The sequence below is a fragment of the Natrinema sp. H-ect1 genome, from assembly GCF_041821105.1.
Taxonomy (GTDB): Archaea; Halobacteriota; Halobacteria; order Halobacteriales; family Natrialbaceae; genus Natrinema; species Natrinema thermotolerans.
Genome location: NZ_JBGUBA010000006.1, coordinates 54,027 through 76,790, shown reverse-complemented (window position 1 = coordinate 76,790; position 22,764 = coordinate 54,027). Strand labels below are relative to the sequence as shown.

17 protein-coding genes, 1 tRNA gene and 2 pseudogenes are annotated in these 22,764 nt (G+C 61.3%); 15 read left to right on the top strand and 5 right to left on the bottom strand.

Annotation, left to right across the window (positions count from 1 at the left end; genetic code table 11):
• Positions 1-67: 67 nt before the first annotated feature.
• From rpl7ae to ACERIM_RS13680, 7 genes are all read left to right on the top strand, one after another.
• Positions 68-430 (top strand): 50S ribosomal protein L7Ae, encoded by a 363-nt coding sequence (gene rpl7ae, locus ACERIM_RS13710; protein WP_006182179.1) that lies wholly within the window; start codon positions 68-70, stop codon positions 428-430.
• An 11-nt stretch (positions 431-441) separates the two neighbouring features.
• The gene (locus ACERIM_RS13705; RefSeq protein ID WP_006064297.1) at positions 442-666 is read left to right on the top strand and encodes a 30S ribosomal protein S28e; all 225 of its coding nucleotides are present in this window, start codon (positions 442-444) and stop codon (positions 664-666) included.
• Positions 666-1,016 carry a 50S ribosomal protein L24e gene (locus ACERIM_RS13700; protein ID WP_373633153.1) on the top strand — a complete coding sequence of 117 codons (351 nt, stop codon included), beginning with the start codon at positions 666-668 and terminating at the stop codon, positions 1,014-1,016. Before ACERIM_RS13705 ends, ACERIM_RS13700 begins: the two co-directional genes overlap by 1 nt.
• Positions 1,013-1,477, top strand: coding sequence for a nucleoside-diphosphate kinase (gene ndk / locus ACERIM_RS13695; RefSeq protein ID WP_076145109.1), 465 nt, complete (start codon positions 1,013-1,015; stop codon positions 1,475-1,477). The genes ACERIM_RS13700 and ndk overlap by 4 nt, the downstream gene beginning before the upstream one ends.
• Before the next feature lie 176 nt (positions 1,478-1,653).
• Positions 1,654-2,061 carry a hypothetical protein gene (locus ACERIM_RS13690; RefSeq protein ID WP_373633152.1) on the top strand — a complete coding sequence of 136 codons (408 nt, stop codon included), beginning with the start codon at positions 1,654-1,656 and terminating at the stop codon, positions 2,059-2,061.
• 286 nt (positions 2,062-2,347) lie between these two features.
• Positions 2,348-2,950 (top strand): superoxide dismutase, encoded by a 603-nt coding sequence (sod, locus tag ACERIM_RS13685; protein WP_006650727.1) that lies wholly within the window; start codon positions 2,348-2,350, stop codon positions 2,948-2,950.
• 176 nt (positions 2,951-3,126) lie between these two features.
• Positions 3,127-6,165, top strand: coding sequence for an FAD-binding and (Fe-S)-binding domain-containing protein (locus ACERIM_RS13680; protein ID WP_373633151.1), 3,039 nt, complete (start codon positions 3,127-3,129; stop codon positions 6,163-6,165).
• A gap of 279 nt (positions 6,166-6,444) precedes the next feature.
• On the opposite strand, the gene ACERIM_RS13675 is transcribed toward ACERIM_RS13680, so the two are convergent.
• The gene (locus ACERIM_RS13675; RefSeq protein ID WP_373633150.1) at positions 6,445-7,131 is read right to left on the bottom strand and encodes an RNA ligase partner protein; all 687 of its coding nucleotides are present in this window, start codon (positions 7,129-7,131) and stop codon (positions 6,445-6,447) included.
• 121 nt (positions 7,132-7,252) lie between these two features.
• On the opposite strand from ACERIM_RS13675, the gene ACERIM_RS13670 reads away from it, so the two are divergent.
• Entirely contained in the window at positions 7,253-8,383 is a 1,131-nt protein-coding gene (locus ACERIM_RS13670; protein ID WP_373633149.1) for an RNA ligase, read from the top strand.
• A gap of 9 nt (positions 8,384-8,392) precedes the next feature.
• Here ACERIM_RS13670 and ACERIM_RS13665 read toward each other — a convergent pair whose 3' ends face one another.
• Positions 8,393-10,171 (bottom strand): histidine kinase N-terminal 7TM domain-containing protein, encoded by a 1,779-nt coding sequence (locus ACERIM_RS13665; RefSeq protein ID WP_006650731.1) that lies wholly within the window; start codon positions 10,169-10,171, stop codon positions 8,393-8,395.
• Between the two features lie 186 nt (positions 10,172-10,357).
• Between ACERIM_RS13665 and ACERIM_RS13660 the strand changes: the two genes are divergently transcribed.
• Entirely contained in the window at positions 10,358-10,624 is a 267-nt protein-coding gene (locus tag ACERIM_RS13660; RefSeq protein WP_006650732.1) for a DUF5827 family protein, read from the top strand.
• Positions 10,621-11,451 (top strand): ATPase, encoded by an 831-nt coding sequence (locus tag ACERIM_RS13655; RefSeq protein WP_373633148.1) that lies wholly within the window; start codon positions 10,621-10,623, stop codon positions 11,449-11,451. Before ACERIM_RS13660 ends, ACERIM_RS13655 begins: the two co-directional genes overlap by 4 nt.
• Before the next feature lie 21 nt (positions 11,452-11,472).
• Here ACERIM_RS13655 and ACERIM_RS13650 read toward each other — a convergent pair whose 3' ends face one another.
• Positions 11,473-12,051 carry an MBL fold metallo-hydrolase gene (locus ACERIM_RS13650; protein WP_373633147.1) on the bottom strand — a complete coding sequence of 193 codons (579 nt, stop codon included), beginning with the start codon at positions 12,049-12,051 and terminating at the stop codon, positions 11,473-11,475.
• A gap of 158 nt (positions 12,052-12,209) precedes the next feature.
• Here ACERIM_RS13650 and ACERIM_RS13645 point away from each other — a divergent pair, with 158 nt between their 5' ends.
• From ACERIM_RS13645 to ACERIM_RS13635, 3 genes are all read left to right on the top strand, one after another.
• The gene (locus ACERIM_RS13645) at positions 12,210-13,436 is read left to right on the top strand and encodes a helix-turn-helix transcriptional regulator (protein ID WP_373633146.1); all 1,227 of its coding nucleotides are present in this window, start codon (positions 12,210-12,212) and stop codon (positions 13,434-13,436) included.
• A gap of 120 nt (positions 13,437-13,556) precedes the next feature.
• Positions 13,557-13,631: transfer RNA gene (locus tag ACERIM_RS13640), tRNA-Glu, on the top strand.
• Between the two features lie 219 nt (positions 13,632-13,850).
• Complete coding sequence (locus ACERIM_RS13635; RefSeq protein WP_373633145.1) at positions 13,851-14,978, top strand: tyrosine-type recombinase/integrase; 1,128 nt, start codon at positions 13,851-13,853, stop codon at positions 14,976-14,978.
• Positions 14,979-15,000: 22 nt separating this feature from the next.
• Here ACERIM_RS13635 and ACERIM_RS13630 read toward each other — a convergent pair whose 3' ends face one another.
• Positions 15,001-16,380 (bottom strand): site-specific integrase, encoded by a 1,380-nt coding sequence (locus ACERIM_RS13630; RefSeq protein ID WP_373633144.1) that lies wholly within the window; start codon positions 16,378-16,380, stop codon positions 15,001-15,003.
• Positions 16,381-16,709: 329 nt separating this feature from the next.
• Here ACERIM_RS13630 and ACERIM_RS13625 point away from each other — a divergent pair.
• A pseudogene (locus ACERIM_RS13625) lies at positions 16,710-17,258 on the top strand (hypothetical protein); the annotation flags it as partial.
• Between the two features lie 16 nt (positions 17,259-17,274).
• On the opposite strand, the gene ACERIM_RS13620 reads toward ACERIM_RS13625, so the two are convergent.
• Entirely contained in the window at positions 17,275-19,590 is a 2,316-nt protein-coding gene (locus ACERIM_RS13620) for an Eco57I restriction-modification methylase domain-containing protein (RefSeq protein ID WP_373633143.1), read from the bottom strand.
• 358 nt (positions 19,591-19,948) lie between these two features.
• On the opposite strand from ACERIM_RS13620, the pseudogene ACERIM_RS13615 reads away from it, so the two are divergent.
• Positions 19,949-22,110: pseudogene (locus tag ACERIM_RS13615) on the top strand (PAS domain S-box protein).
• Positions 22,111-22,764 lie beyond the last annotated feature (654 nt).

The following is a 22,764-nucleotide window of genomic DNA, read 5'->3' as shown; positions in this document are numbered from 1 at the left end:
CGGCACGGGTACCCAGTGCCCGGACGGCAGGGGAGCGCGAGCCCACGTGTAGGAGAGGTGAACAACCATGTCAGTCTACGTCAACACCGACATCCCAGCCGACCTCGCCGACGACGCCCTCGAGGCGCTCGAGGTCGCACGAGACACCGGACGCGTAAAGAAAGGAACGAACGAAACCACGAAGGCCATCGAGCGCGGCAACGCCGATCTGGTCTACGTCGCCGAAGACGTCTCCCCCGAGGAGATCGTCATGCACCTGCCCGACCTCGCCGAGGAGAAGGGCATCCCCGTCGTCTTCATCGAGACCCAGGACGACGTCGGCCACGCCGCCGGCCTCGAGGTCGGCTCGGCCGCTGCGGCGATCGTCGACGCCGGCGAGGCAGAAGACGACGTCGAGGACATCGCCGACAAGGTCGAGGACCTCGACTGAGGTGACCAAAGATGAGTGCTGAAGAGGAAGAAAGCGGCTCCACGCCCGCCGAGGTCATCGAGATCGTCGGCAAGACCGGCATGCACGGCGAAGCCATGCAGGTCAAATGCCGAATCAAGGAGGGCGAGAATCAGGGACGCATCATCACCCGTAACTGCCTCGGGCCGGTCCGCGAAGGGGACGTACTCCAGCTTCGCGAGACCGCCCGCGAGGCCGACTCCATCGGAGGACAATAATGGTCGAGAAACGAACCTGCGACTACACGGGCGAAGAGATCGAACCCGGTACGGGCATCATGTACGTCAAAAACGACGGCTCCGTACTCCACTTCGTCGACTCCAAGGCGGAGAAAAACTACAAGCTCGGGCGCGAACCCCGAGACCTGGAGTGGACCGAAGAGGGTCGTCGCGGCAAGGGTCCCACGCAGGACGAGACGCCTGCCGACGAGACCGACGAGGACGAGGACCTCGAGACGGACGCCGACGACGAGGAAGACGCGCCCGCCGGTGACGACGCGGTCGACGAGACCGAGGAAGCGGCGGCCGACGAGGCCGAAGACGCCGAAACCGAGGCCGAGGAAGCATGAGCGATCACGAGCGAACCTTCGTGATGGTCAAGCCCGACGCCTTCGCGCGCGGCCTCGTGGGCGAGGTCGTCTCCCGACTCGAGGACCGCGGGCTCAAGCTCGTCGGCATCAAAGTCGAGAACATGCCCCGCGAACGGGCTGAAGAACACTACGGTGAACACGAGGACAAGCCGTTCTACGACGACCTCGTGGACTTCATCACCTCGGGACCGGTCGTCCCGATGGTCTGGGAGGGCCAGGACGCGACCCGGCAGGTCCGCCAGATGATCGGCGAGACCGACCCGCTCGAGGCCGAACCCGGGACGATCCGGGGCGACTACGCGCTCGACCTCGGTCGGAACGTCGTTCACGCCGCCGACCACGAGGACGAGGGCGCAAACGAACGCGAGATCGCGATCCACTTCGACGAGGACGAACTGATCGACTACGATCAGCACGACGCCGAGTGGCTCTACGAGTAACGCATTCCGGATCGAACGGCGGCTTCACCGCCGGTTTTGGCTGTCGCTAGTATCAGTTACGGCGAGCTGAGACGTTGTCACACATATATTTTCAGACAGACGTAAAGTCTAATGTGGCGGCCGAAGTAGACGCCCGTGGTGGTTTCGAATGGGAACAGACGGTAGGTGGTTCGTGGATGCGTGAACGGGAGGGTGTATCGACCTTGCAGGCCGACGCGATGCCGTCGCTGGACCTCGTTTTCGATCTCCTCTCGAACAGACGACGGCGCTACGCGCTGTACTACCTCAATCAGCAGTCCGATGGCGTCGCGACGGTCGCAGCCCTAGCACAGAACGTCGTCGCGTTCGAGCGGATCGCCGCCGAGGACGCCGACCGCGACTCGGAACGGTCGCCGCCCGACCGGGACGCGGACCCCGCCGACGAACGGGAAACCGTTCGGGTGGAACTCCGACACGTCCACCTCCCGAAACTCGAGGATGCCGGTGTTCTCGAACACGACCGGCGAAGCGAGACGGTGCGGTACTGGGGACAGCCGTCGCTCGAGGAGTGGCTCGAGCATGCACATCACAAGGAGATGTCGTAGACCGCCTGTCACGGACCGCGAACGCGGAGACGACGGTAAGCGGTCGGGTTGGGGTCGCTGATGCGGTTTGCTGTCGCGAGCCCGTTGGGACCACAGGCCAGTCGCGGTCCCACCGGCAATGACGGACCGGAGACGGTCTGAAAGGTTTAAGTCCGAGTCCGTAGTGGTTCCGGTGACGTATCGGGAAATCGCCAGCGGGAGCGGCGATACTTTATGAAGTGTGATATCGTCTCTCTCCTCAAAACTTAACAGGCGAGAAACCGATACGATTCATGAGGTGTATACTATGGCTGACCACGAACTTCCACCACTGCCGTACGATTACGACGCGCTCGAACCGGCACTGTCCGAACAGGTACTGACCTGGCATCACGACACGCACCATCAGGGCTACGTCAACGGCCTCAATGCAGCCGAGGAAACCCTCGCCCAGAACCGCGAGGAGGGCGACTTCGGCTCGACGCCGGGCGCGCTCAGCGACGTCACCCACAACGGCTGTGGCCACTATCTCCACACGCTGTTCTGGGAGAACATGTCCCCCAACGGCGGCGGCGAACCCGAGGGCGACCTCGCCGACCGCATCGAGGAGGACTTCGGCTCCTACGAGGGCTGGAAGGGCGAGTTCGAGGCCGCTGCCGGTGCCGCCGGTGGCTGGGCACTGCTGGTCTACGACCCGGTTGCGAAACAGCTTCGCAACGTCGCGGTCGACAAGCACGACCAGGGCGCACTCTGGGGCTCCCACCCCATCCTCGCGCTGGACGTCTGGGAACACTCCTACTACTACGACTACGGACCGGACCGTGGCGAGTTCATCGACGGCTTCTTCGACGTCGTCAACTGGGAGAAGGCCGAAGAAGAGTACCAGACCTGCCTCGACCACTTCGAGTAAGCGACGAGCCAGTCGATCCCGAATTTTTCTTGTGCCAGTCCCGGTAGCCGCCGCTGACGGCTCCGACCCGACGCCATCGCCGAACCCGCTCGAGTCGATCGTCCGGCGCTCACTGGCGGACAGTGGCTGTGAATGACTGCCATGGTTTAACTGTTCGTGGGACGATTCCCCATTCTATGGCTGCCGAGGACAGCGGCGTCGACGCGAGGGTCGAGAATCGAGACGAGACGCGACACCGGCCATCGCTCGAGACGGGAGCGGGCGGCGACGATGCCGGCGGGGAACTCGCGGCCGACCTGCGGGCGGCCGTCGACGGCGACGTTCGGTTCGACGAGTACACGCGGGTCCTCTACGCGACGGACGGGAGCATCTACGGCGCACAGCCGGCCGGCGTCGTCTTCCCGCGGGACACCGCCGACGTCCGCGCGGCGATGACCGTCGCGGCCGACCACGACGTGCCTGTCCTGCCACGCGGTGCGGGGTCGTCGCTCGCCGGGCAGACCGTGGGGCCGGGCTGTGTCGTCCTCGACCTATCGCGGCATATGGACGAGATCCGTGAGATCCACCCCGACGGCAGGACTGCCGTCGTCCAGCCGGGTGTCGTTCAGGACGACCTCGACGCCGCCCTCGAGCCCTACGGACTGCGGTTCGCGCCCGATCCGGCCTCGTCGAACCGGGCGACGATCGGCGGCGGGATCGGGAACAACTCGACGGGCGCACACTCGGTCCGGTACGGAATCACCGACGCCTACGTCGAGGAGTGTCGGGTCGTGTTGGCCGACGGCTCGCTGATTCGGACGCGAGACGTCGTCCTCGACAGTCCGGAGTGGGAGCGGCTCGTTTCGAAAGACGACCGCGAGGCCGCGATCTACCGGACGGTGCGGGCGCTCGTCGAGGACAACGCCGACGAGATCGAGGAGCGCTACCCCGACCTCAAGCGCAGCGTCAGCGGCTACAACCTGCAGAAAGTGATCCGAGAGGACGCCGAGGGAAACCGGGCCCTCAACCTCTCGAAACTCCTTGTCGGCGCGGAGGGAACCCTCGGCGTCGTCGTCGAGGCCACGCTCTCGCTCGTGACCCGGCCCGACGAGACCGCACTCGCGGTCTACTGCTACGACGACCTGCTCGAGGCGCTGGCCGCCGTCCCCGAGGCGCTCGAACTCGAGGCCAGCGCGGTCGAACTGATGGACGACGAGGTGTTCCGGCTGGCGGCCGAGTCGGCGGAGTACGCCGAGTACGCCGAGCCGATTCCCGAGGGCACCGCGGCCGCGCTGCTGCTCGAGTTCGACTCGGAGGTCGTCGACGACCTGCCTGCGGCCGTCGAAACCGCGACGGCCGATCTCGTCGGTGGCGGGGCGGCGTTCGACTCGCTCGAGGCGTTCGACGCCGCGAAACAGGATCGGCTCTGGAAGCTCCGGAAGGCCGCCATCCCGCTGTTGATGAGCATGGACGGCGATCCGAAGCCCTACCCCTTCGTCGAGGACGCTTCCGTTCCCCCCGCGGAACTGGCGGCATACGTCGCGGGGTTTCAGGAGATCCTCGAGGACCACGACACCGAGGCCGCGTATTTCGCCCACGCGGGCGTCGGAACGTTGCACATCCGGCCGGTCCTGAACCTCAAAGAAGGCGAGGACGTCGAGAAAATGCGGGCCATCGCCGACGACGTGACGGACCTCGTCCGCGAACACAACGGCTCGTTTTCGGGCGAACACGGGGACGGCCTCGCGCGGACGGCGTTCAACCCCAAGCTGTACGGGCCGGACCTCTGGGCGGCGTTTCAGGACCTCAAATCTGCGTTCGATCCGGACTGGCGCATGAACCCCGGCAAGGTCGTCTACCGGGACGGCGATCCGACCGACAGCCGGGAGAACCTGCGGTACGGCCCCGACTACGCCTCGCTCGAGCCCCGGACCACCCTCGACTTCGACGACGAGGGCGGCTTCTCGGAACTCGTCGAACTCTGTAACGGCTGTGGGACCTGTCGCCAGACCGACGGCGACGTGATGTGTCCGACCTATCGGGCGACCGAGGAGGAGATCGCCACGACCCGCGGGCGGGCCAACCTGCTCCGGGCAGCGATCAGCGGCGAGATCGACCCCGAGGAGCTGTACAGCGAGCGGTTCCAGTCCGACGTCCTCGATCTCTGTATCGGCTGCAAGGGCTGTCAAAGCGACTGCCCGACCGGCGTCGACCTCGCGAAGCTCAAGGCCGAAGTCAAACACGGGTATCACGAGCGAGAGGGTGTGAGCCTGCGCGAGCGACTGTTCGCGAACGTCGACCGACTGGCGTCGCTGGGGAGTACGTTCGCGCCGGTGACGAACCACGCGACGGACCTGCCAGGCGCGCGGACGGTCCTCGAGAAGACGATCGGAATCGCACCCGAACGGACGCTGCCGACGTTCCGGCGGGAGTCGTTGGTCGAGTGGTTCCAGCAGCGAGACGGCCCGCGGGTGGCACCCGAGGACGCAACGGCCGGCGTCGTCCTCTTTCCCGACACGGATACGAACTACTCGAATCCCGAGATCGGAAAGGCGGCCGTCGACGTGCTGGAGGCCGCGGACGTTCGCGTGGCGGTCCCGGATCTCGGACCGACCGGGCGAGCCGCCTACTCCGAGGGGCTGCTCGAGACCGCGGCCGAGCAGGGCCGCGAGCTGCTCGACGACCTCGAGCCGTATCTCGAGCGCGGGTGGTCGGTCCTGTTCGTCGAGCCCTCGGACGCGGCGATGGTCGTCGACGAGTACCGATCGCTGCTCGCGGACGACCGGGTGGAGCGGCTCGCGGCGAACGCCTACGGCGTCTGTGAGTACGTCGACGAGCGCCGACTGGACGAGGACCTGTCGGTCGACGAGTCGGCGACGGCGGGGACGCCGGTGACGTTCCACGGCCACTGCCACCAGAAAGCGCGCGGCGCGGACCACCACGCCGTGGGCGTCCTCCGGCGGGCGGGCTATGCCGTCGAGCCGGTCGATTCGACGTGCTGTGGGATGGCCGGGAGTTTCGGCTACGAGGCCGAACACTACGATCTCTCGAAAGCGATGGGGTCGTTGCTTCGGGAGCAACTCGAGGCGAGCGCGGCCGAGTCGTCGGGTAACGACGGCGAGACGGTCGTCGCTGCGCCCGGCACCTCCTGCCGGACGCAGGTCGGTGACCTCGAGGGGTACGACCGGCCGGTCCACCCCGTCGAACTGCTCGCTCGAGGGCTCGAATCGGCGTAGTTGGTGAGTGAACAGCGGTTTGGTGGGTGGATTACCGGTTTCGTCGAGTGGACAGCGGCTCGAGCGTCCTGCTACCGTGGCAACACGGAGTAACCACACCCTCCCCAACCGATTTCTCCTCACGGGTGCGACGCACCCGTTCGGATGGTTCGCGGGACCTGCGGTCCCGCGCTAACGCTCTCTCCTTTCAGTCGGTCGCTCATCCCTCGCACGAAGTCGCGCCGCGGTTCGCCCTGACGGCGAACCGCGACCCAGCGCGCGCCACCGCATCGCGGGGGATCAGCCCTCGTCGTCGACGCTGACCGCCCGCAGGTACTCCTCGAGCAGCGTGGGGAACCGACCGCCGCGGACGTACCGCAGGCCGAACTCGTCGGCCCAGGAGATGATCCCGCGGTCCTCGGTGACGACGCCGGCGTCGAGTTCGCGCGCGAGGATCAGCAGATCGAAGTCCTCGCGGGAGTCGAGGACGCCCTGACGGAGCGCCCGCCGATATTTGTCGCGCAGGTCCGAGACGACGCGGTCGGCGTCGGTCATGTACTCCTCGCGGTCGCCGTCGCCCGAGCCGTGGGCGAGTTCGTCCGGATCGAGCTGTTCGACCTCGCGGATCGCCTGTTCGGAGACGCGAAGCCCCCGATCGACCCGGTCGCTCATCTCGTCGATGAACTCGTAGACGATGTTCGCCGGAATGGTAACGCCGTACCGGTCGGGGCTCTTGCGGACGACCCACGTGTCGAGCCGCGAGAAGACCTCGTCGTCGACGTCGCGCTCGCGCAGCATCGTCGCGAGTTCGTCGTGGATCGACGGGGGGACATAACAGGAGATGTTGAGTTCGAGCCGTGCGGTCGCAACGAGGTCGAGCAGGCGGATTACGGCCGTCTCTATTCCCTCGTCGTCCCGTCGGATCTCCTCGGTGATGAACAGCGACGTGTCGAGGACGAACCGCTGGCGTGGGGGGTCACCGGACATACGCGGAGGTTCGACGGTCCGACACAAAGAGGTCGGCCCGAAAACGGGTCGTGACCCGGCTGCTCGCGACCGGTCCGAGGACGGCCCGGTGTTTTTGGGCCGGTGCGTGGTCGGACGACGTATGGACCGGGACGCGTATCGCGAGCGGCTCGCGGCCACGACCGACGATCCCGTGGACCTCTTCGAACACTTCGAGGAGCGGTCGGTGGCGGGCCGGACCCACCACGTCCTCACGGCCGCGCGCCACGGCGTCGAACGCGGGACCGTCGTCGTTGAGGACGCCGACGTCGTCGTCCGCGGCTACCCGAGCATCCCGCGGATCCTCGTTCTCGAGCCCGGCATCGAGTCGTTCTTCGCGGGCACCGAGACGGTCGTCGTCGAGGAGAAACTCGACGGGTTCAACGTCCGGATCGCAGCCGTCGGCGGCGAGCCGCTGGCGTTTACCAGAAGCGGCTACGTCTGTCCGTACACGACCGCCCGGGCGCGGGCCCTGCTCGACCTTGAGCCCTTCTTCGACGCACACCCGGACAGGGTTCTCTGTGCGGAGCTGATCGGCTCGGAAACGCCCTATACGACCACCGACTACGAGGGGATCGACCCCCACGACATCCGCGTGTTCGACGTTCGGGACGGGGAGTCCGGCGAGCCGATGTCGGTCGCCGACCGGCGCGCGATCTGTCGGGCGTTCGACTTCGGCCAGCCGCGGTGTTTCGGGCGGGCGGCCCCGTCGGACGCGGTCGAGATAGCCGCGGCCGCCATCGCCGACCTCGACGCCGCCGGCCGGGAGGGCGTCGTGTTGAAGTCGGCCGACGGGGAATCGATGGTCAAGTACACGACGGCATCCCAGCATCGCGAGGAACTGGCCTACGCGTTCTCCTTGCCGTTCGAGTGCGGCCGCGATTTCGTCTTCTCGCGGATCGTCCGCGAGGCGTTTCGGGCCGCCGAGTTCGCCGAGAGCGACGACCGGCTCCGGGAGCGAGCCCACGGCCTCGGCGAAGCGATCCTGCTACCGATGGTCGCGACGATCCGTGCGGTGGCCGTCGGTAAACCGATCGGCCAGCGCCACACCGTCAGGGGCGACCCCGACGCGCTCGAGGCGCTGTTCGATCACCTCCGCGAGCAGTCGCTGACCATCGAAATCGAGACCGACCGCCGCGAGGACGGCGACCGCGTCGTCGCGTTCCGGAAGGTAGCCGACTCGAGCCGGGATCGGATCCGACACTACCTCGACGGCGGGACGCGAGACGAGTGACGGCGCGAGTCAGGACGACGTGGTGTCCGTCGCTGACTCGGGGCGGTCGGACGCCGAAGGTGCGGCCTCGTTGTCGGCGTCCGGTGTCGCCTCGACGCCGGTGAACTCGAAGCGGGCGCCCCCGGCTTCGCTCTCGGTGGCCGTCGCGGTCCAGCCGTGAGCGGCCGCGATCCCGCGGACGATGCTCAGCCCGAACCCGGTTCCGTCCGCGTTCGTCGTGTACCCGTCCTCGAAGACGTCCGCTCCGTCCGGCAGTCCCCGCCCGTCGTCGGCGACGTAGAACCCCGTCTCACCGTCGTCCTCGGTCGCGTCGATCGCACCCACTTCGACCGTGAGCGAGTCGGGACTCGTCGAACCGTGTTCGACGGCGTCCTGCTGAGCGTTCGAAGCAGGGGTTGTCGTGCCATGCTCGACTGCGTTGCGGAACAGGTTCTCGAACAGGCGCGTCACCCGATCGCCGTCCGCGAGGACGGTCGCGTCCGAGGCGACCCGCAGGGTGGCACCACCGGTGTCGACGGTCTCCCAGGCCGTCTCCGCGAGGTCGGCGATCGAGACCGGTTCGGGATCGGTGACGTCGGCACCGTGGCGGGCGAGCGCGAGGACGTCCTCGATGATCGCTTCCATGCGGTCGAGCGACTCGTCGACCTCGTCGAGATACGGCTCCGGATCGTCCCCCTCCCGGGCCAGATCGAGATAGCCGTCGGCGACGTTCAGGGGATTCCGGAGGTCGTGGGAAACCACGTCGGCGAACCGCTCGAGGCGTTCGTTTTGTCGTCTGAGTCGTACTTCGTTTCGCTTGCGCTCGGTGATGTCACGGACGATGACGAGCCAGCCGATGTAGCGGTCCCGGTCGTCGTCGATCGGTGTTACCGAAACGTCGTAGTAGGTGCCGTCGACCCCGAGTTCCCGGCCGTCGCTTTCCACGGTCGCAGTCAGATCGTGGTAGCTCTCGAGCAGTTTCGGAGCGTCGGCGAACAGCGAGCCGATGGATTTTCCGATCGGCGACGCGTCGTACGCCGAGAGGAGCGACCGGCCGACGGGATTGGCGTCGATCACGCGGTCTCGCTCGTCGATGACGAAGATCGCGTCGGAGACGGTATCGACGACCCGGTCGCGGGCGACGGGGACGATGTCGGTCAGTCGGTAGCGGAGGATCGCGACCGTGTAGAGGACGCTGGTGACGACGAACCCGATCGGCGAGGTATCGAAGTCGACGTAGCCCACGACGAAGACGCCGTTGGCGACCCACGCCACGAGCGTCCCGACGAGCAACGCCGCGCTCTGTCCCCGGTACAGCGACCGGGTTCGAAAGAGGAAGCCGACGATCATCGCCGTCACCAGCGCTAGCATGAGATACGAGTAGCCGAGGTGAATCCAGAAGAGGACGCCGGTCTCGACGCCCGTCTCGGTCGTTTCGAAGAAGAGGCCTGCCGGATTGACGGCGGCGAGGACGGTGATCAGTGCCGGCTGGATCGAGAGGGCAGCGAGCGTCCGCCGCGTGACGTACCGTTCTCTGCCGGTGTAGGTCAGCGTGAAGACGAGCAGCGTCAGCGTTGCGAGGCCAACGCCGAGGAACACCGCACCGTTCAGCAGGGACACGAGGGACGGTCGATCGACGAGTTCCAGCCCAGCGAGGGACGCCGACCACAGCGTCCCCGACAGAACGTTCCCCAGCAGCGGGATCGCGCCGGTCCGGTGACGGTGTTTCCAGAGCAACGCCGCGAGCAGGAGGCCGAAAAGCGTCGAGACGACGTAAACGAACCAGATCGAGTCGACGCTCAGTACCATCGTCCCTATTCGAGTCACGAGTCAATAAAGTGTACCGGCCGGACCGGTCTCGCCGGTGACCGGACGATAGATGCGCCGTATCGGTCGACGTCGGGTCCGACAGCCCGCCGGTCTTGCGATCGACGTCGGCCCGGGTCCCGGCTCCCGAACGAATCATTTAGGCGTCAGCCGGCGGTACGAGGGTGTATGCCCGTACCCAAATCGGAGTTCGAGAGTCTCCCGCCGTGTGACTTCTATACCCCCGCGGAACTGCTCGAGGAGGACCGGATGTACACCGTCTACGAGATCGCCCGCCTGCTCCAGGGGATCGAACCGGACGCCGACATCGACCGCGAGACGGAGGACATCCTGCTCGACTGGGCGATTCCGTGGGTGATGACCAACGCGGACGACCTCGTGGTCGCCGAACCCCGCGACGAGGACGAACCCGGCTACTACGGCCTGCGGGAATGATCCTGCTCGTGGTCGGTGCCGACCGTGTCGACGCCGGCAAGACCACGTTCTCGGCCGGCCTCCTCGAGCGGACCGGCGCGGTCGGCTACAAGCCCCGTGCCGGCAACGACTTCTGGTTCGACCACGACGACTGTCGCCGGGCACTCGCCGACGGGCGACTGTACGGCAAAGACGCCGCGCGACTCTCGGCGGCCGGCGGCCGCGAGCGGCTACCCGAACGGCTCAACCCCGTCCATCGGCTGTGGCGGCCCGCTCCCGACGGCGGGACGGGACTGCTCGGCCGCTCGGACCGGGAGTTCGTGATCGACCGAATCGGCCGGGACCCCGACGACCCGCTGTTCGTTCGCAACGCCACCGCCGACGTTCCGGACCGGGTCGCCGAGGCGCTCCCGCTTTCCGACGCCGTCCCCGTCGAGACCGTCGACGAGTTCAACGCCCTCGCCGAGCGCGAGTACGTCCCCGCGTTCGAGCGGCTGGCCGCCGAGATCGAGTCGACGGAGGTCGCCGTCGTCGAGTCCTACAGCGACATCGCGCTCCCGCTCGACTCCCTCGAGCCGGCGTCGATCGCGGCCGTCGCGGCCGTCGAGCCGGGCCGTGCCCGGATCTATCCGGGTGAACGCTACTGTCGCGCCTGCGAGGTCGCCAGTTCCAGTCCCAGGGACGGTGCCGTCGAGAAACGCGTCCCCGACGTTCTCGAGTATCTCGAGCCCCTCGAGCGGGTTCGACTGCCGGCGCTCGGGGGCGACGAACGGGACGATTCCGCACGGATCGCTCGCACGTATGCGGACGCGTACGACGCACTGCTGGACGCCGCCGGGCGGGTGTAGCTCGCAAAAAACGCCCGCAGGTCAGGACTGTCGGGCCATCCGCCCCGAGAGTTCGACGTGGTCGTACGGATCCGTCGTCACGCTCGGGCCGTGGCCGGTGTGCATCTCCTCGAGGTCGGGATCGATCCGCTCGCGGACCCGATCGATGCTCTCGACAAGCGTCCCACGGTCGCCCTCCTCGAGGTCGGTGCGGCCGAAGCTCCCGTTCTGGAAGATCAGGTCGCCGGCGAAGAGGACGCCGGCCGATTCCGAGTAGAAACAGAGGTGGTCGTTCTTGTGGCCGGGCGTATGCAGTGCGACGTACTCGTGGTCGCCCAACCGGACCGTCTCCTCGTCGTCGATGGCGTGATCGACGCCGTCGATCGACGGGTCGAAACCCCATGCGTCGACGCCGAAGGCGTCTTTGACCGCCGCGAGGTTCCCGACGTGGTCGCGGTGAGTGTGAGTGAGGATCACCGCCTCGAGGTCGTCGACGTGGTTACGAGCGGCCGCGACGACGTCGAAGTTCGCACCGGTATCGATGACGACGGGTCGGTCGCCGTCGACGAGGAAGACGTTGCTGGTAAACACCTGGACGCCCTGCGCGAGATTGGCAATCATAGCCAGCGGTACGCGGCCGATCGGTTTGTGGGTATCGACACGCAGCCGTGGCGTCCGCCACGACAGGTACGCCGAGCGTACCGACCGAACTGCCGACCCCATCGGTTCGGTAGCGATATTCACAAGCATTTTTAGCTCCGGCACGTAGTGGAAGACGAATGAATCGGCCGGGATCCGTCGGACTCGTCGTCCTTCTCGTTCTCTCGTCCGTCCTCGCCGTCGGCACAACGGCATCGCTGGCTGCCGGCGGGCCGGGCGACGCCGTCTCGACGACGCCGGTCGAGCCACAGACTGGGGCCGCGATCGCTCCCCAGGACTCGCGGGGACTGCTCAGACAGGAGACGCGGGAGTTCGACAATACGACGTTCGAGATCCGCGTCCACGAGAACGGCAGCGCGACCTGGACGTTCCGATACGAACAGCGGTTTACCGACGACGAGAACGCGACCAGAACCCGGGAGAACTTCGAGGCCTTCGCCGAGGAGTTCCGGGCGAACGAAACGGGCCTCTACGATCGGTTTACCAACCAGTCACGCGAACTGACCCGGGCCGGCATGCAGGAATCCGGCCGGGAGATGGAAGCGACGAACTTCCGGCGATCGGTACGGGTCGAAGACCAGTTCACGCCGACCGGGGTCGTCGAGATGTCGTTTACGTGGACGAACTTCGCCGACGTTCAGGACGACCGGATCGTCGTCGGGGACGTCTTCGACGGGGTTCCGCTCTCCGCGGATCAGGCGATCGTCATCGAAGCCGCCGGCGATCTGACCTTCCGGTCGATCGAACCCGATGACGCCCAGTACGCCGGCGGTTCGCTCACGGACGCGGAGTCGGTTCGCTGGAGCGGCAAACGGGAGTTCATCGACGGACGGCCGAGAGTCGTGTTCGACCGCCCCGATTCGGCCGCCATCGGCGACGGCAACGCGGGGCTGCTCGGCGGGAACCTCGTTCCGATCCTCGTCGGTGTCCTGCTGCTCGTCGTCGGCGTCGTGGCCGCCGTCTGGTACCGACGATACGGCCCCGTCAGCGGCGGAAAACCGGCGTCTGACGACGACGAACCGGCGGCTCCTGCCGGAGGGGCGGCCACCGGTGCCGGCTCGACCGTCGATCCGGCCACCGACGCCGCGGACGACTCCGAGTCGATCCCCAACGAGGAGTTACTGACCGACGAGGACCGCGTCGTCAAACTCATCCGCGAGAACGGCGGCCGAATGAAACAGGTCAACATCGTCGAGGACACCGGCTGGTCGAAGTCCAAGGTGAGCATGCTGCTCTCCGACATGGAAGAGGAAGGCACGATCAGCAAACTCCGCGTCGGCCGCGAGAACATCATCAGCCTCGAGGGGTTCGAACCCGAGGCGACCAAGTCGCCGTTCGAAGAGTAGCTCGATCGACAAATACCTGCGTGAGAGCGTTCAACACCCCCGGGACGAAACGGAATGCTTAAACGTCAGACGGCGCTACGATGGAATGCACTCGCGACGCGTCGGGACACGACGCAGCGCGCTCCGATGGTGTAGTCCGGCCAATCATATTGCCCTCTCACGGCAATGACCAGGGTTCGAATCCCTGTCGGAGCATCCTACCCCGCCGCCTTCTCGTGGTTTTCACCGTGAACTAACCACAGGTAAACGTATGTTCACGGGCAATGCGGTTCAGATGGTGCATCGACCCCGACGCCGTCTTGCGATTCCACTGCGTCGTGAGGCAATGAAGTTCAAGGGGGAAAATCGGCTGCCGTCTTGCGATTGGCGAAATCGAGAGGCAATGATCTGGGTTCCCGCCACGGAGGGCAGGCAATGAACGACGCGGACCAGGCAACCGACCCCCTCGAAGACGTCACGCTCATCCCTGGGACGACAGAAGAATTGCTAAATAAAAGACAATTCCTCGACTATCGGAGTGAGCGAGAACAGTGCCTTGATTGGCTGTTAACATTCGGTATAGATCCGAAGACAGCTGATGGGTACGCAAAAACAACCGTCAGTAATCGTGCGTTCCGAATGGACCAGTTCTATCGCTGGGTCTGGGAGCAGGAAGACGGGTACACCACGAACCTCACTCACGACCACGCTGACAATTACTTGCGCCACTTAGCTGGCCAACAGAAGTCAAACGCGCACAAGAATTCGTGTCGGAAGGCCTTGATGATGCTCTACAAGTGGCGCCATCATCAACGGGGTGCAGACAAGTGGGAGCCAGAGATTACGTTCTCCCGCAAAAACCAATCAACGACGCCACGGGATTACTTAACGCGCGAAGAGCGGACTGCCATCCGTGACGCGTCACTGGAGTATGGTAGTGTCCCTAGTCGTGATAGCGTCCACGGCGACGAACGAGACCAGTGGGCTGCATACCTGGCACAACGTTTCGAGAAGCCGAAAACAGAAGTGACGGAAGCAGACTGGAAACGCGCGAACAAATGGAAGACACCGAGCCTTGTCGCCGCGAGCCTCGATGGTGGTCTACGCCCGATCGAGGTTGAACGCGCACGAACGTCGTGGGTTGATGTCGACAACGGTGTCCTTCGAGTCCCGAAAGAAGAATCCTCGAAGAATACAGAGCACTGGATCGTTAGTCTCCAGACCCAGACTGTCGAGATGCTGGATCGCTGGTTGACACAACGAGCAACGATCGAAAAGTATGACGACACCGACGCGCTTTGGTTGACGAGAAGAAGCAACCCATATCAGTCCTCATCACTCCGGAATTTGCTTCACCGGCTCTGTGAGATCGCAGGGATCTCCACCGAGAACCGCCAGATGAGCTGGTATGCCATCAGACATTCTACAGGAACGTATATGGCGCGTGAAGAAGGACTCGCGGCTGCTCAGACTCAACTCCGTCATAAGTCGCCAGAAACGACGATGAAGTACGATCAAGCACCGATCGAAGACCGGAAGAACGCGTTAGATCGAATGGGGTAGCTCCCAGTGTAGTGGGGCAGCGTTACTCCTCTGTCCCGTCTTGAAGGATTTGCCTCGTGATATCGACACGGGCTTCAGTCGTATCCGGAATCACCGCATCGATGTGGAGGCCGCCGCTATGTGTCTTGGAGACTGCCGCAGTTGTCTCGTTTGTCTCCTGTGCTGGTCGAGTGTTCGTAGTGGCTGTTGATGAGGTCGCGTCTGCCTCTTCTGCGAAGGGGTTGTATTCGGGATCTGCTGCTGCCTTCTCTGCTTTTCGCTGGGTTTCGTTGAGCCGGAGTTGAAGCTTTTCGACTGGGGTCTGGTTGTACGCCTCTTGTGTCGTCTCGTATCGTTCGTGTCGCAGTTGATCGTTGGCTTCGGACAGTTCTCCCTCGGCAGTCACGTTCCGCCCCATCGTCTGGCGGAGACTGTACCAGACGATCTTCCGATCATCTGTTTTGATCCCTGCTTCTTCGCATAGATTGCGCAGAAGGTTACAGAGACTCCCGGATTGGTAGGAGTTTCCCTCCCTGTTGAGCCAGATCTTGTTGCTCCCATCGTACTTTTCGAGGTGACGTCGCTCCTGAAACCACCCACTCAGCACATCTCCAGACCTGTCTGACAGGCCTATCTCTTCTTTTTCGCGTTCTTTGCAGGCGTACTTAGTTGGTATTTTGAGCGTGTTCGACTTCGGGTCGTACCAATGCGTTTCGGCGTTTCCGATTTCGATCGGTGCGAGTCCAGCATCGAACCCAACGGTCACCATGGAGTTGACTTTCCCACTCCAATCAGCATGCAACCAATCGTTTCGCGTCACGTCTTCTTTCGGGATTCCAAGCCGCTGTGCAACGAGACCATCTATCTTCTCCCGTTCGTCAACAGGCGTATCGTAGTACGATGGGAGTGCGCCATAGGACTCTGCTTCCTCAAACAATAGTCCCAGTTCGCGGTAGGTGAATCGGTACGCGGATTCACCTTTCTCGTCACTGAAGTTGATTTTTGGTTCCCACTCGTAGTCCATCGTCCCTTCGTAATACTGCCATCTGAAATAGCACTCCAGAGTGTCGGCAAATTTCCTCTTCGTCGATTCACCGTACTCTTCGCCTTTGTTCTTCCCTCGTTGTTTCGTGATCTCTGCTCGATCAATCATCAACAGGAGATCGTCGGCATGCTCGTCCTCGATTTTCGTAGGATCGTCCGGATCGAAATACGTGATTGAGAATCGATGGAGTTGATCAAGACGGTTGAGGTAGTTTTTTGCCGTCGATTCGTTAAGTCCGATTTCTCTCCTTGGATTCTTTCCCTTATCGATCATCCACGTGTGGAGGTCTCTATACGCTCGTTGGACGTCTTCTGCTGCATCACCGAGTTTTTCTTGCAACGCTTCAGTGATGGCGGCAGGTGATTTTGTACTCGTCATTTGGCACGAAGCGGCATATCACCCACTCAATTAAAAAACCTCGTTATAGAGAATGTATATCGTGTATAGATTAATTTTTCTCGCTCCCGTATATTGGTCATATGCTCGCTTACATTACCATTTGTCCCTTCTAAGTGAGTTGGGAGAGTTGACCGGACTTAGTGACCGCCAGAACAGATTACTGAACCGTTTCAACAACAAATTCTTTAGAACCACAAGCAGGCGCAGGTTCTGAGAGAGGCGAACAGGGTAGTTGACATAGAGAGAAGCAACTACGGCTCTTAGATGAATTCATTTTAACTAGTGGTAATTTACAGTATGGGTAAGTGTTTAGAGAAGCACAAGATGACCTCGCAGAAGTACTAGAACGGGAAAAACCGATTTTCAGTTACGTTGCTCGCCGGATACTCACCGAACAACCATAGACCAGTGGAATGGCACCATTGAAGACGTTCGACGTATTTTTCGTGAGTTCTACGATGAGGCCGATCGAAAGGAGCCAGAGTACTTTCCTGCTGACGAACCAGCAGAGAAAACGTACGATACGGGACGGATCAAATGGCAGCGTGACATCCAAGGCGACCGCGTCACGTTCAAGCCAGAACCCGATGCGATTACCGCCGATTTCGACCGCGAAGAGTACGAAGTATATGACTACGAGAAGCGCCTGCCGAAACGGTTCATATCCGAGAAATCATCCACGAGCGTCTACATCGGCGCACCTGAGGAGTTCGCAGAGTGGATCGGGTTACTCTGTCGACGAACTCCTGAACGGTGTTGGAGAGACGGACACAGGCAACGATCAATCGGTCGAAACCGCGGCCGCTTCTGACGAGGACAAGTCTGGTGGGTTCCTTTCTCGGTTGTTCGGCGACTGAATCCCGCGGCAACGCATCAGTCCTTCGAGTGGCACAGTTCCCGCCGGAGTACCGTATCGATCTGCTGGACCAGCGCCGCCTCGGTTGTGTCGTTCTCGTCACGTTGTGCTGCCTTTCGGAGGTCGTCGAAGCGCTCGGCGAGCGTGGTCACGACGTCGTCGGGTAGCGCTCTCGGATCGATAACTGGAACGTCTCCGAGGTCGCCGGGTTCGAGTTTGTCTAACCCGCCGGCGTACGTGCGCTGGTATCGAGAGATGACTTCATCGACGAGCCCGGAGTTCAGGTATGCCAGTAGTGCTTTCTGCTCCGGTCGTCCTATCGACGGGTCCGGGTAGATCCCGTAGTAGCTGTTCAGGTGCCGGGCGTCCGTGTCGTTGAGGAGTGCCCGGAACCCGGACCGGCTCATCGGCGGGACCAAAATCGGTGCGGCATCGCCGCGTTCGACGCGGTACCAGGGCGTCCGGTCGTGAACGGTGGCTCTCGTGAGGAGGTCGTCGTGCCCAGTCAGGCCGTGCCGGAGATACTCAGTCACATGGAGTCGTGGATCGGTGTCCATCGACTGTTCATCCCAGCCGGCGCGCCCAGTTTCGGGATTGTAAGCCGTCGCTGGGATCTCCTCGATCTCGTCGAGGTGGTAGAGAAGCCACACTGGTTTCTCTTGGTCTCGATGATACTCCCAGTCGTCCGGTCGGATATCGTATCCATCCACGTATCTAGGTGCCGGCAGCATACGCGAGAGAAACCGCGTCTCGATTCCCCAGGAATCGACGGTCATCTGTGAGAGGCAGAAGAAGTCGTTCTCGCCGGTCTGCAAGCCTCGACTGATGTCTGCGATCTCGGAGAGTGGGGTAAGCGGACCCGTGTCAATGTCAATCGGATCGAACAATGGTTGCCAGTTCCGTTCCGGTTCGAGATGCGCCTGATCGACGCAGTTCACGAACCCCCAGTCTGTAGGTCCTTGTTCGCCGGCTCGCACCGCCTCTAACATTGTCCGAAGGCTTGGGTCGCCATCGACGCGAATGAACCGCGTGGCCCCCGTCGCTTCCTCCTCTCCGGTTGCTTCGAGGAACGCAATCAAGTCGGTTGTCTGCGCTGTCTCGAAAACTGACTCCCCGTTTGGATCGGTGACGAGTAGCGCTTTGATATCGAATTCGCGCAACAGGAACCGTTTGAGCGACGTTCCGTAGTCGGCCGCGAGGAAGTGATGCGGCGTGATTACTGACGCCCGATCGCCTGCGCTCAGGAACTGTTCGAGGTGATACCAGAAGTACGCGTACAGTGGTGAAGTCCCGGCGACGTTCAGGCCTACCCGCTGCTCGGCTTCCGTGTTTATCTCATCTTTGTACTCCGCATTAAGCTGCTGGTGACGCGTGTACGGCGGGTTACAGATAACGGAATCAATGCCCCGCTGTAGGTCTTGGGGTGCGACATCGAGGAAGTCAGCCACTTGGAGGTCGTGAGTCTGCCCCGCAAGCGTCTGCGCTGTTGTGCCCATAAGGGCTGCAAGTGGACTCCGGTCAATCCCGGCGACGCGTCCGGGGTCAGTACTCACGTCCCATTGTGGGTGGATTGGCGTCGACAGCCCGCCAGCACCTATCCCAGGATCAAGCACGGTATCGCCGCCACTTACCGCCCAGGCCCGCATCAGACGCCTAATATCTCGCGGGGTTCGGAACTGACCGAGCGCCCGACGGCTCTCGTTCGGGATCAACGCCTCATAGAGCTGCCCGATGTCCTCAGCGGGCTGCGTTGAGCGCAGCAATCGATCCCGTTCGGTCAGGACCGTCTCCAGCGCTGTCTCGTCGGCGAGTCGCGCAACGTCGTCGAGAATGGACTCATCGAACCCCGGATTCCCGGTTTGATTTTTCGCGTGTTGCAATGCCTTCCACGTATCAGTCGTGAGGGAAGGAAGGTCGCCGCGTTGATGGCACCATTCGTATAGCGCCGCCTTGAGCCAGAGGTGGATGACAGCTTGCCGTGCAACGAATGTCCGTGATGCCTCGCGGTCGATAGCGCCGAGACCGTGCGTACCGCACCAAGTGTCGAGTCGCTCTCGAAACCCGTCAGATAGGTCGCCTTCAAGAGCGGGCAGGATGGTATCAGCTGCGGAGATGAGTAGCTCGGTTAGTTGCTTGTCGATGACTTGCTCAACTCGGTCCGCGTCGGGCTCTACTTCAGGAATACCCTGACCGTCCTGTTCTCTCGCGGTACTCGCCGGTTCTGTATACTGGTGTGTCTCACTGATCGAGTCAGGAGTTCGACTGTCATAGAATTCACCGACATCAGCGCTTCTCAATCGGAGTCTGTGCATTTCTGGAACGGTATGTGACATCGGAGTACTCCAGCTTCATGAACCCGTCATTTAAAAAGGTAAGACACCGTGATCGAAATGAACTCGAAGAAGGGGCATGGAGAATCAAGATTTATTAGCAGTATCGCGGATGAGTCCTTGAATCTGTGTTTCACGACCTGGTTTCATTTCGAAAACGGTGTGTGCGGGTAGATTATCTATAGGTTCTGTAACAGATTTCACTTCGAATACAGTGTGAGGGCGTTCCAGATCATTCTCAGTTAGATTAACCGTCAAAGCCCTTATTCTGCCATGTTGACGATGGAGTCATCTTCATGGTAAACCGGGAAAAGGCCATGTTATTCAATAGGTTCTAATTCCTAACTACTATCAGTTCAGTATGAGTCCGAACTCACTCTCTGCGACCCATGCGTCTGTGATACCTAGTTCCAACACTATCGATATCCTTCATATCGAAGACGATCAAAGCTTTGCAGATCTTGTTGCTACGTTCCTTGAGCGTGAATGCGAAAGCTTTGCTGTCCATACCGAAACGGATCCGCAGAACGTACTTACCACGATTCGGGATGGTGACATCACGTTTGACTGCATTGTCAGTGACTACAACATGCCTGGGCTGAATGGCCTTGAGGTCCTCCATCACGTCCGAGAAGAAAATCCTGATCTCCCGTTTATCCTCTTTACTGGGAAAGGATCTGAAGAAATAGCGAGTGAAGCGATCACTGCGGGTGTCACGGAGTACCTCCAAAAAGGCGGCGGCACTGAACAATACCAGATACTCGCTAACCGTATCCAGAACGCTGTTGAACACTATTGGGCTAAACGCTATCTTGACCGCGGCCTCGAAGCTATTGAAACCGCTCATGACGGGATCGCAATCCTGAGTCAAGATGGCCATCTTGAATACCTGAACTCAGCGTATGCAGAGCTACTTGGCTACGAACGTGACGAACTCATCGGTACTCACTGGGAGACACTCTACCCGAACGAAGATGTCGATGAGATCTATGATGTGTTGCTACCCGCTGCTCGGGACGGGGGCTGGCACGGCCATACATCGTTTATCCAGAAAGATGAAACCATAATCGAACTTGAACACACACTCTCATACACGGGTGACGGTTCACTCATCTGTACGCTTTCGAAGCCAGCTACCGACAAGGCCGTCCAAACAGAACTGTCGGTAAGAGAACGAGCAATGAACGAAGCATCTATCGGCATCATCCTCACCAACCCTCATGCCGAGGATAACCCGATCATCTATGCGAACGACGAGTTCACCGACCTTACCGGCTACGAGAAAGACGAGGTTCTCGGGCGGAACTGCCGGTTTCTCCAAGGCAAGCAAACACGCAAAGAACCAGTCGCCAAACTTCGGGATGCAGTTGATAACAGGGCATCTGTCACTGTCGAACTCCGGAACTACCGCGCAGACGGTACCGAATTCTGGAACCGCGTTCGCATCGCACCACTCTTTGACGACAACGGCGATATCGAGTATTTTGTCGGCTTTCAAGATGACGTGACGAAAAAGAAAACGCACGAAGAGCAGTTACGCTCACAGACTGCACGACTTGAAGCACTCTTCGAACACTCCCCGGACATGATTTCCATCCACGACGTAAACGGCATCATCTGCGATGTCAACCAGCGTCTCTGCACCGAACTCGGCTATTCAGAGGATGAAGTTATCGGGAAACCCGTCTGGGAACTCGACACGACCGCCGATCCGGATCAGGCACGGTCGTTCTGGGAAAACTTACCGACGAACACCCCGCAACGGTTCGAAGGCGAACTTGAACGGAAAGACGGGACGACCATTCCCGTTGAGGTTCACCTTATCCGTATCGATCTGGACGGTAAAGACCGGTTCGTGGCGATGGACCGCGACATCACCGAACAAAAGAAGCAGAAACGAGAACTAGTCGAACAAAACGAACGTCTGGATCGATTCACGAGTATTGTCAGTCACGATCTCCGGAACCCCATTCAACTCGCACAGGGGAGGCTTGAGTTACTCCAAGAGAAGTGCGATAGCGACCACATACCCGATATCGAGAACGCGCTTGACAGGATGGATGCACTCATTGAAAGTTACTCACCCTCGCTCAAGTCGGTGATGACGCAATGGAAATTGAAGAAATTCCACTCGACGAAATTCTTCACGAATGTTGGAGTACAGTGGCGACGAAAGACGCAACACTCGCTGTCGAAACAGATCGCGTGGTTGCGGCTGACCGAGATCAACTCCAGCAGTTATTCGAGAATCTGTTTCGGAACGCGATTGAACATGCTGGCGAGACCGTAACAGTGACTGTCGGCGAAACTGCCAACGGATTCTATGTCGAAGATGATGGTCCAGGAATCCCAGAGTCAGAGGGCGACGAGATTTTCGAGGCCGGATATACGACGGCAGAGGACGGAACTGGATTCGGACTAAATATTGTTTCCCGCGTTGTCGATGCACACGACTGGACGATTACAATTACGGAGGGATCCGACGGCGGCGCTCGATTTGAAATCCATCTGCTCAATGTGTAAGCGCGGCCGTTCAGCCGCGCACCTGTGGCTTGGCCATAGCCAACTTGCTGACCCACAGCCGCACCCGGCGTCTCACTCAACTGTACGAGACCCACCCCTCAGCGACTCCCCTCGTGGGGAGTCGTTACACTCTCGTATACGTTCTCAACCTGACAGGAACCAGCAAGCCCCACCCCACATGGCGCATGAATGTGGGCGGCCCCACCGGACGCAAGGGTCTCTGCTTCTGGGGGTGAATCCCCAACCATACCTCTACATCAAAGCCCACTTTAGGAAAATTCCCGGGGGTATAGAACCCTGGCTGAGTCAAATAAGAGTATTATATGAGTCCCCACGGTTTCTAAAACTCTTAGAAACCGTGGCTTTATTTCGACTTCTCAACTGTCGTTTCGACGATCTGCGTTAATTCCTATTGAAAGTTGTAACGCACCCTTGGAAACTGTATTACTGAACGGGTGTGATTTCCGGGTATTTCAGGTTCTGAACTCTCGTTTCAGAAACCCCTCTCTCAATCCGTCTAAGCTACCGAAAATAGCTAATTGAAACATGGAATGGGATCGCCAAAACCACAATACGCAGCCCGGCTCAGGAACAATGTATATTTGTAATGCTTCCTGTGAAACCTGGCACTGGTTAATTCTCTCAAATCTGCAC

What these genes read in the sequence shown, in the direction of transcription:
- rpl7ae (WP_006182179.1), top strand. Translation starts at nt 68, where the DNA reads ATGTCAGTCTACGTCAACACCGACATCCCAGCCGACCTCGCCGACGAC.
- ACERIM_RS13705 (WP_006064297.1), top strand. Translation starts at nt 442, where the DNA reads ATGAGTGCTGAAGAGGAAGAAAGCGGCTCCACGCCCGCCGAGGTCATC.
- ACERIM_RS13700 (WP_373633153.1), top strand. Translation starts at nt 666, where the DNA reads ATGGTCGAGAAACGAACCTGCGACTACACGGGCGAAGAGATCGAACCC.
- ndk (WP_076145109.1), top strand. Translation starts at nt 1,013, where the DNA reads ATGAGCGATCACGAGCGAACCTTCGTGATGGTCAAGCCCGACGCCTTC.
- ACERIM_RS13690 (WP_373633152.1), top strand. Translation starts at nt 1,654, where the DNA reads ATGCGTGAACGGGAGGGTGTATCGACCTTGCAGGCCGACGCGATGCCG.
- sod (WP_006650727.1), top strand. Translation starts at nt 2,348, where the DNA reads ATGGCTGACCACGAACTTCCACCACTGCCGTACGATTACGACGCGCTC.
- ACERIM_RS13680 (WP_373633151.1), top strand. Translation starts at nt 3,127, where the DNA reads ATGGCTGCCGAGGACAGCGGCGTCGACGCGAGGGTCGAGAATCGAGAC.
- ACERIM_RS13675 (WP_373633150.1), bottom strand. Translation starts at nt 7,131, where the DNA reads ATGTCCGGTGACCCCCCACGCCAGCGGTTCGTCCTCGACACGTCGCTG.
- ACERIM_RS13670 (WP_373633149.1), top strand. Translation starts at nt 7,253, where the DNA reads ATGGACCGGGACGCGTATCGCGAGCGGCTCGCGGCCACGACCGACGAT.
- ACERIM_RS13665 (WP_006650731.1), bottom strand. Translation starts at nt 10,171, where the DNA reads ATGGTACTGAGCGTCGACTCGATCTGGTTCGTTTACGTCGTCTCGACG.
- ACERIM_RS13660 (WP_006650732.1), top strand. Translation starts at nt 10,358, where the DNA reads ATGCCCGTACCCAAATCGGAGTTCGAGAGTCTCCCGCCGTGTGACTTC.
- ACERIM_RS13655 (WP_373633148.1), top strand. Translation starts at nt 10,621, where the DNA reads ATGATCCTGCTCGTGGTCGGTGCCGACCGTGTCGACGCCGGCAAGACC.
- ACERIM_RS13650 (WP_373633147.1), bottom strand. Translation starts at nt 12,051, where the DNA reads ATGATTGCCAATCTCGCGCAGGGCGTCCAGGTGTTTACCAGCAACGTC.
- ACERIM_RS13645 (WP_373633146.1), top strand. Translation starts at nt 12,210, where the DNA reads ATGAATCGGCCGGGATCCGTCGGACTCGTCGTCCTTCTCGTTCTCTCG.
- ACERIM_RS13635 (WP_373633145.1), top strand. Translation starts at nt 13,851, where the DNA reads ATGAACGACGCGGACCAGGCAACCGACCCCCTCGAAGACGTCACGCTC.
- ACERIM_RS13630 (WP_373633144.1), bottom strand. Translation starts at nt 16,380, where the DNA reads ATGACGAGTACAAAATCACCTGCCGCCATCACTGAAGCGTTGCAAGAA.
- ACERIM_RS13620 (WP_373633143.1), bottom strand. Translation starts at nt 19,590, where the DNA reads ATGTCACATACCGTTCCAGAAATGCACAGACTCCGATTGAGAAGCGCT.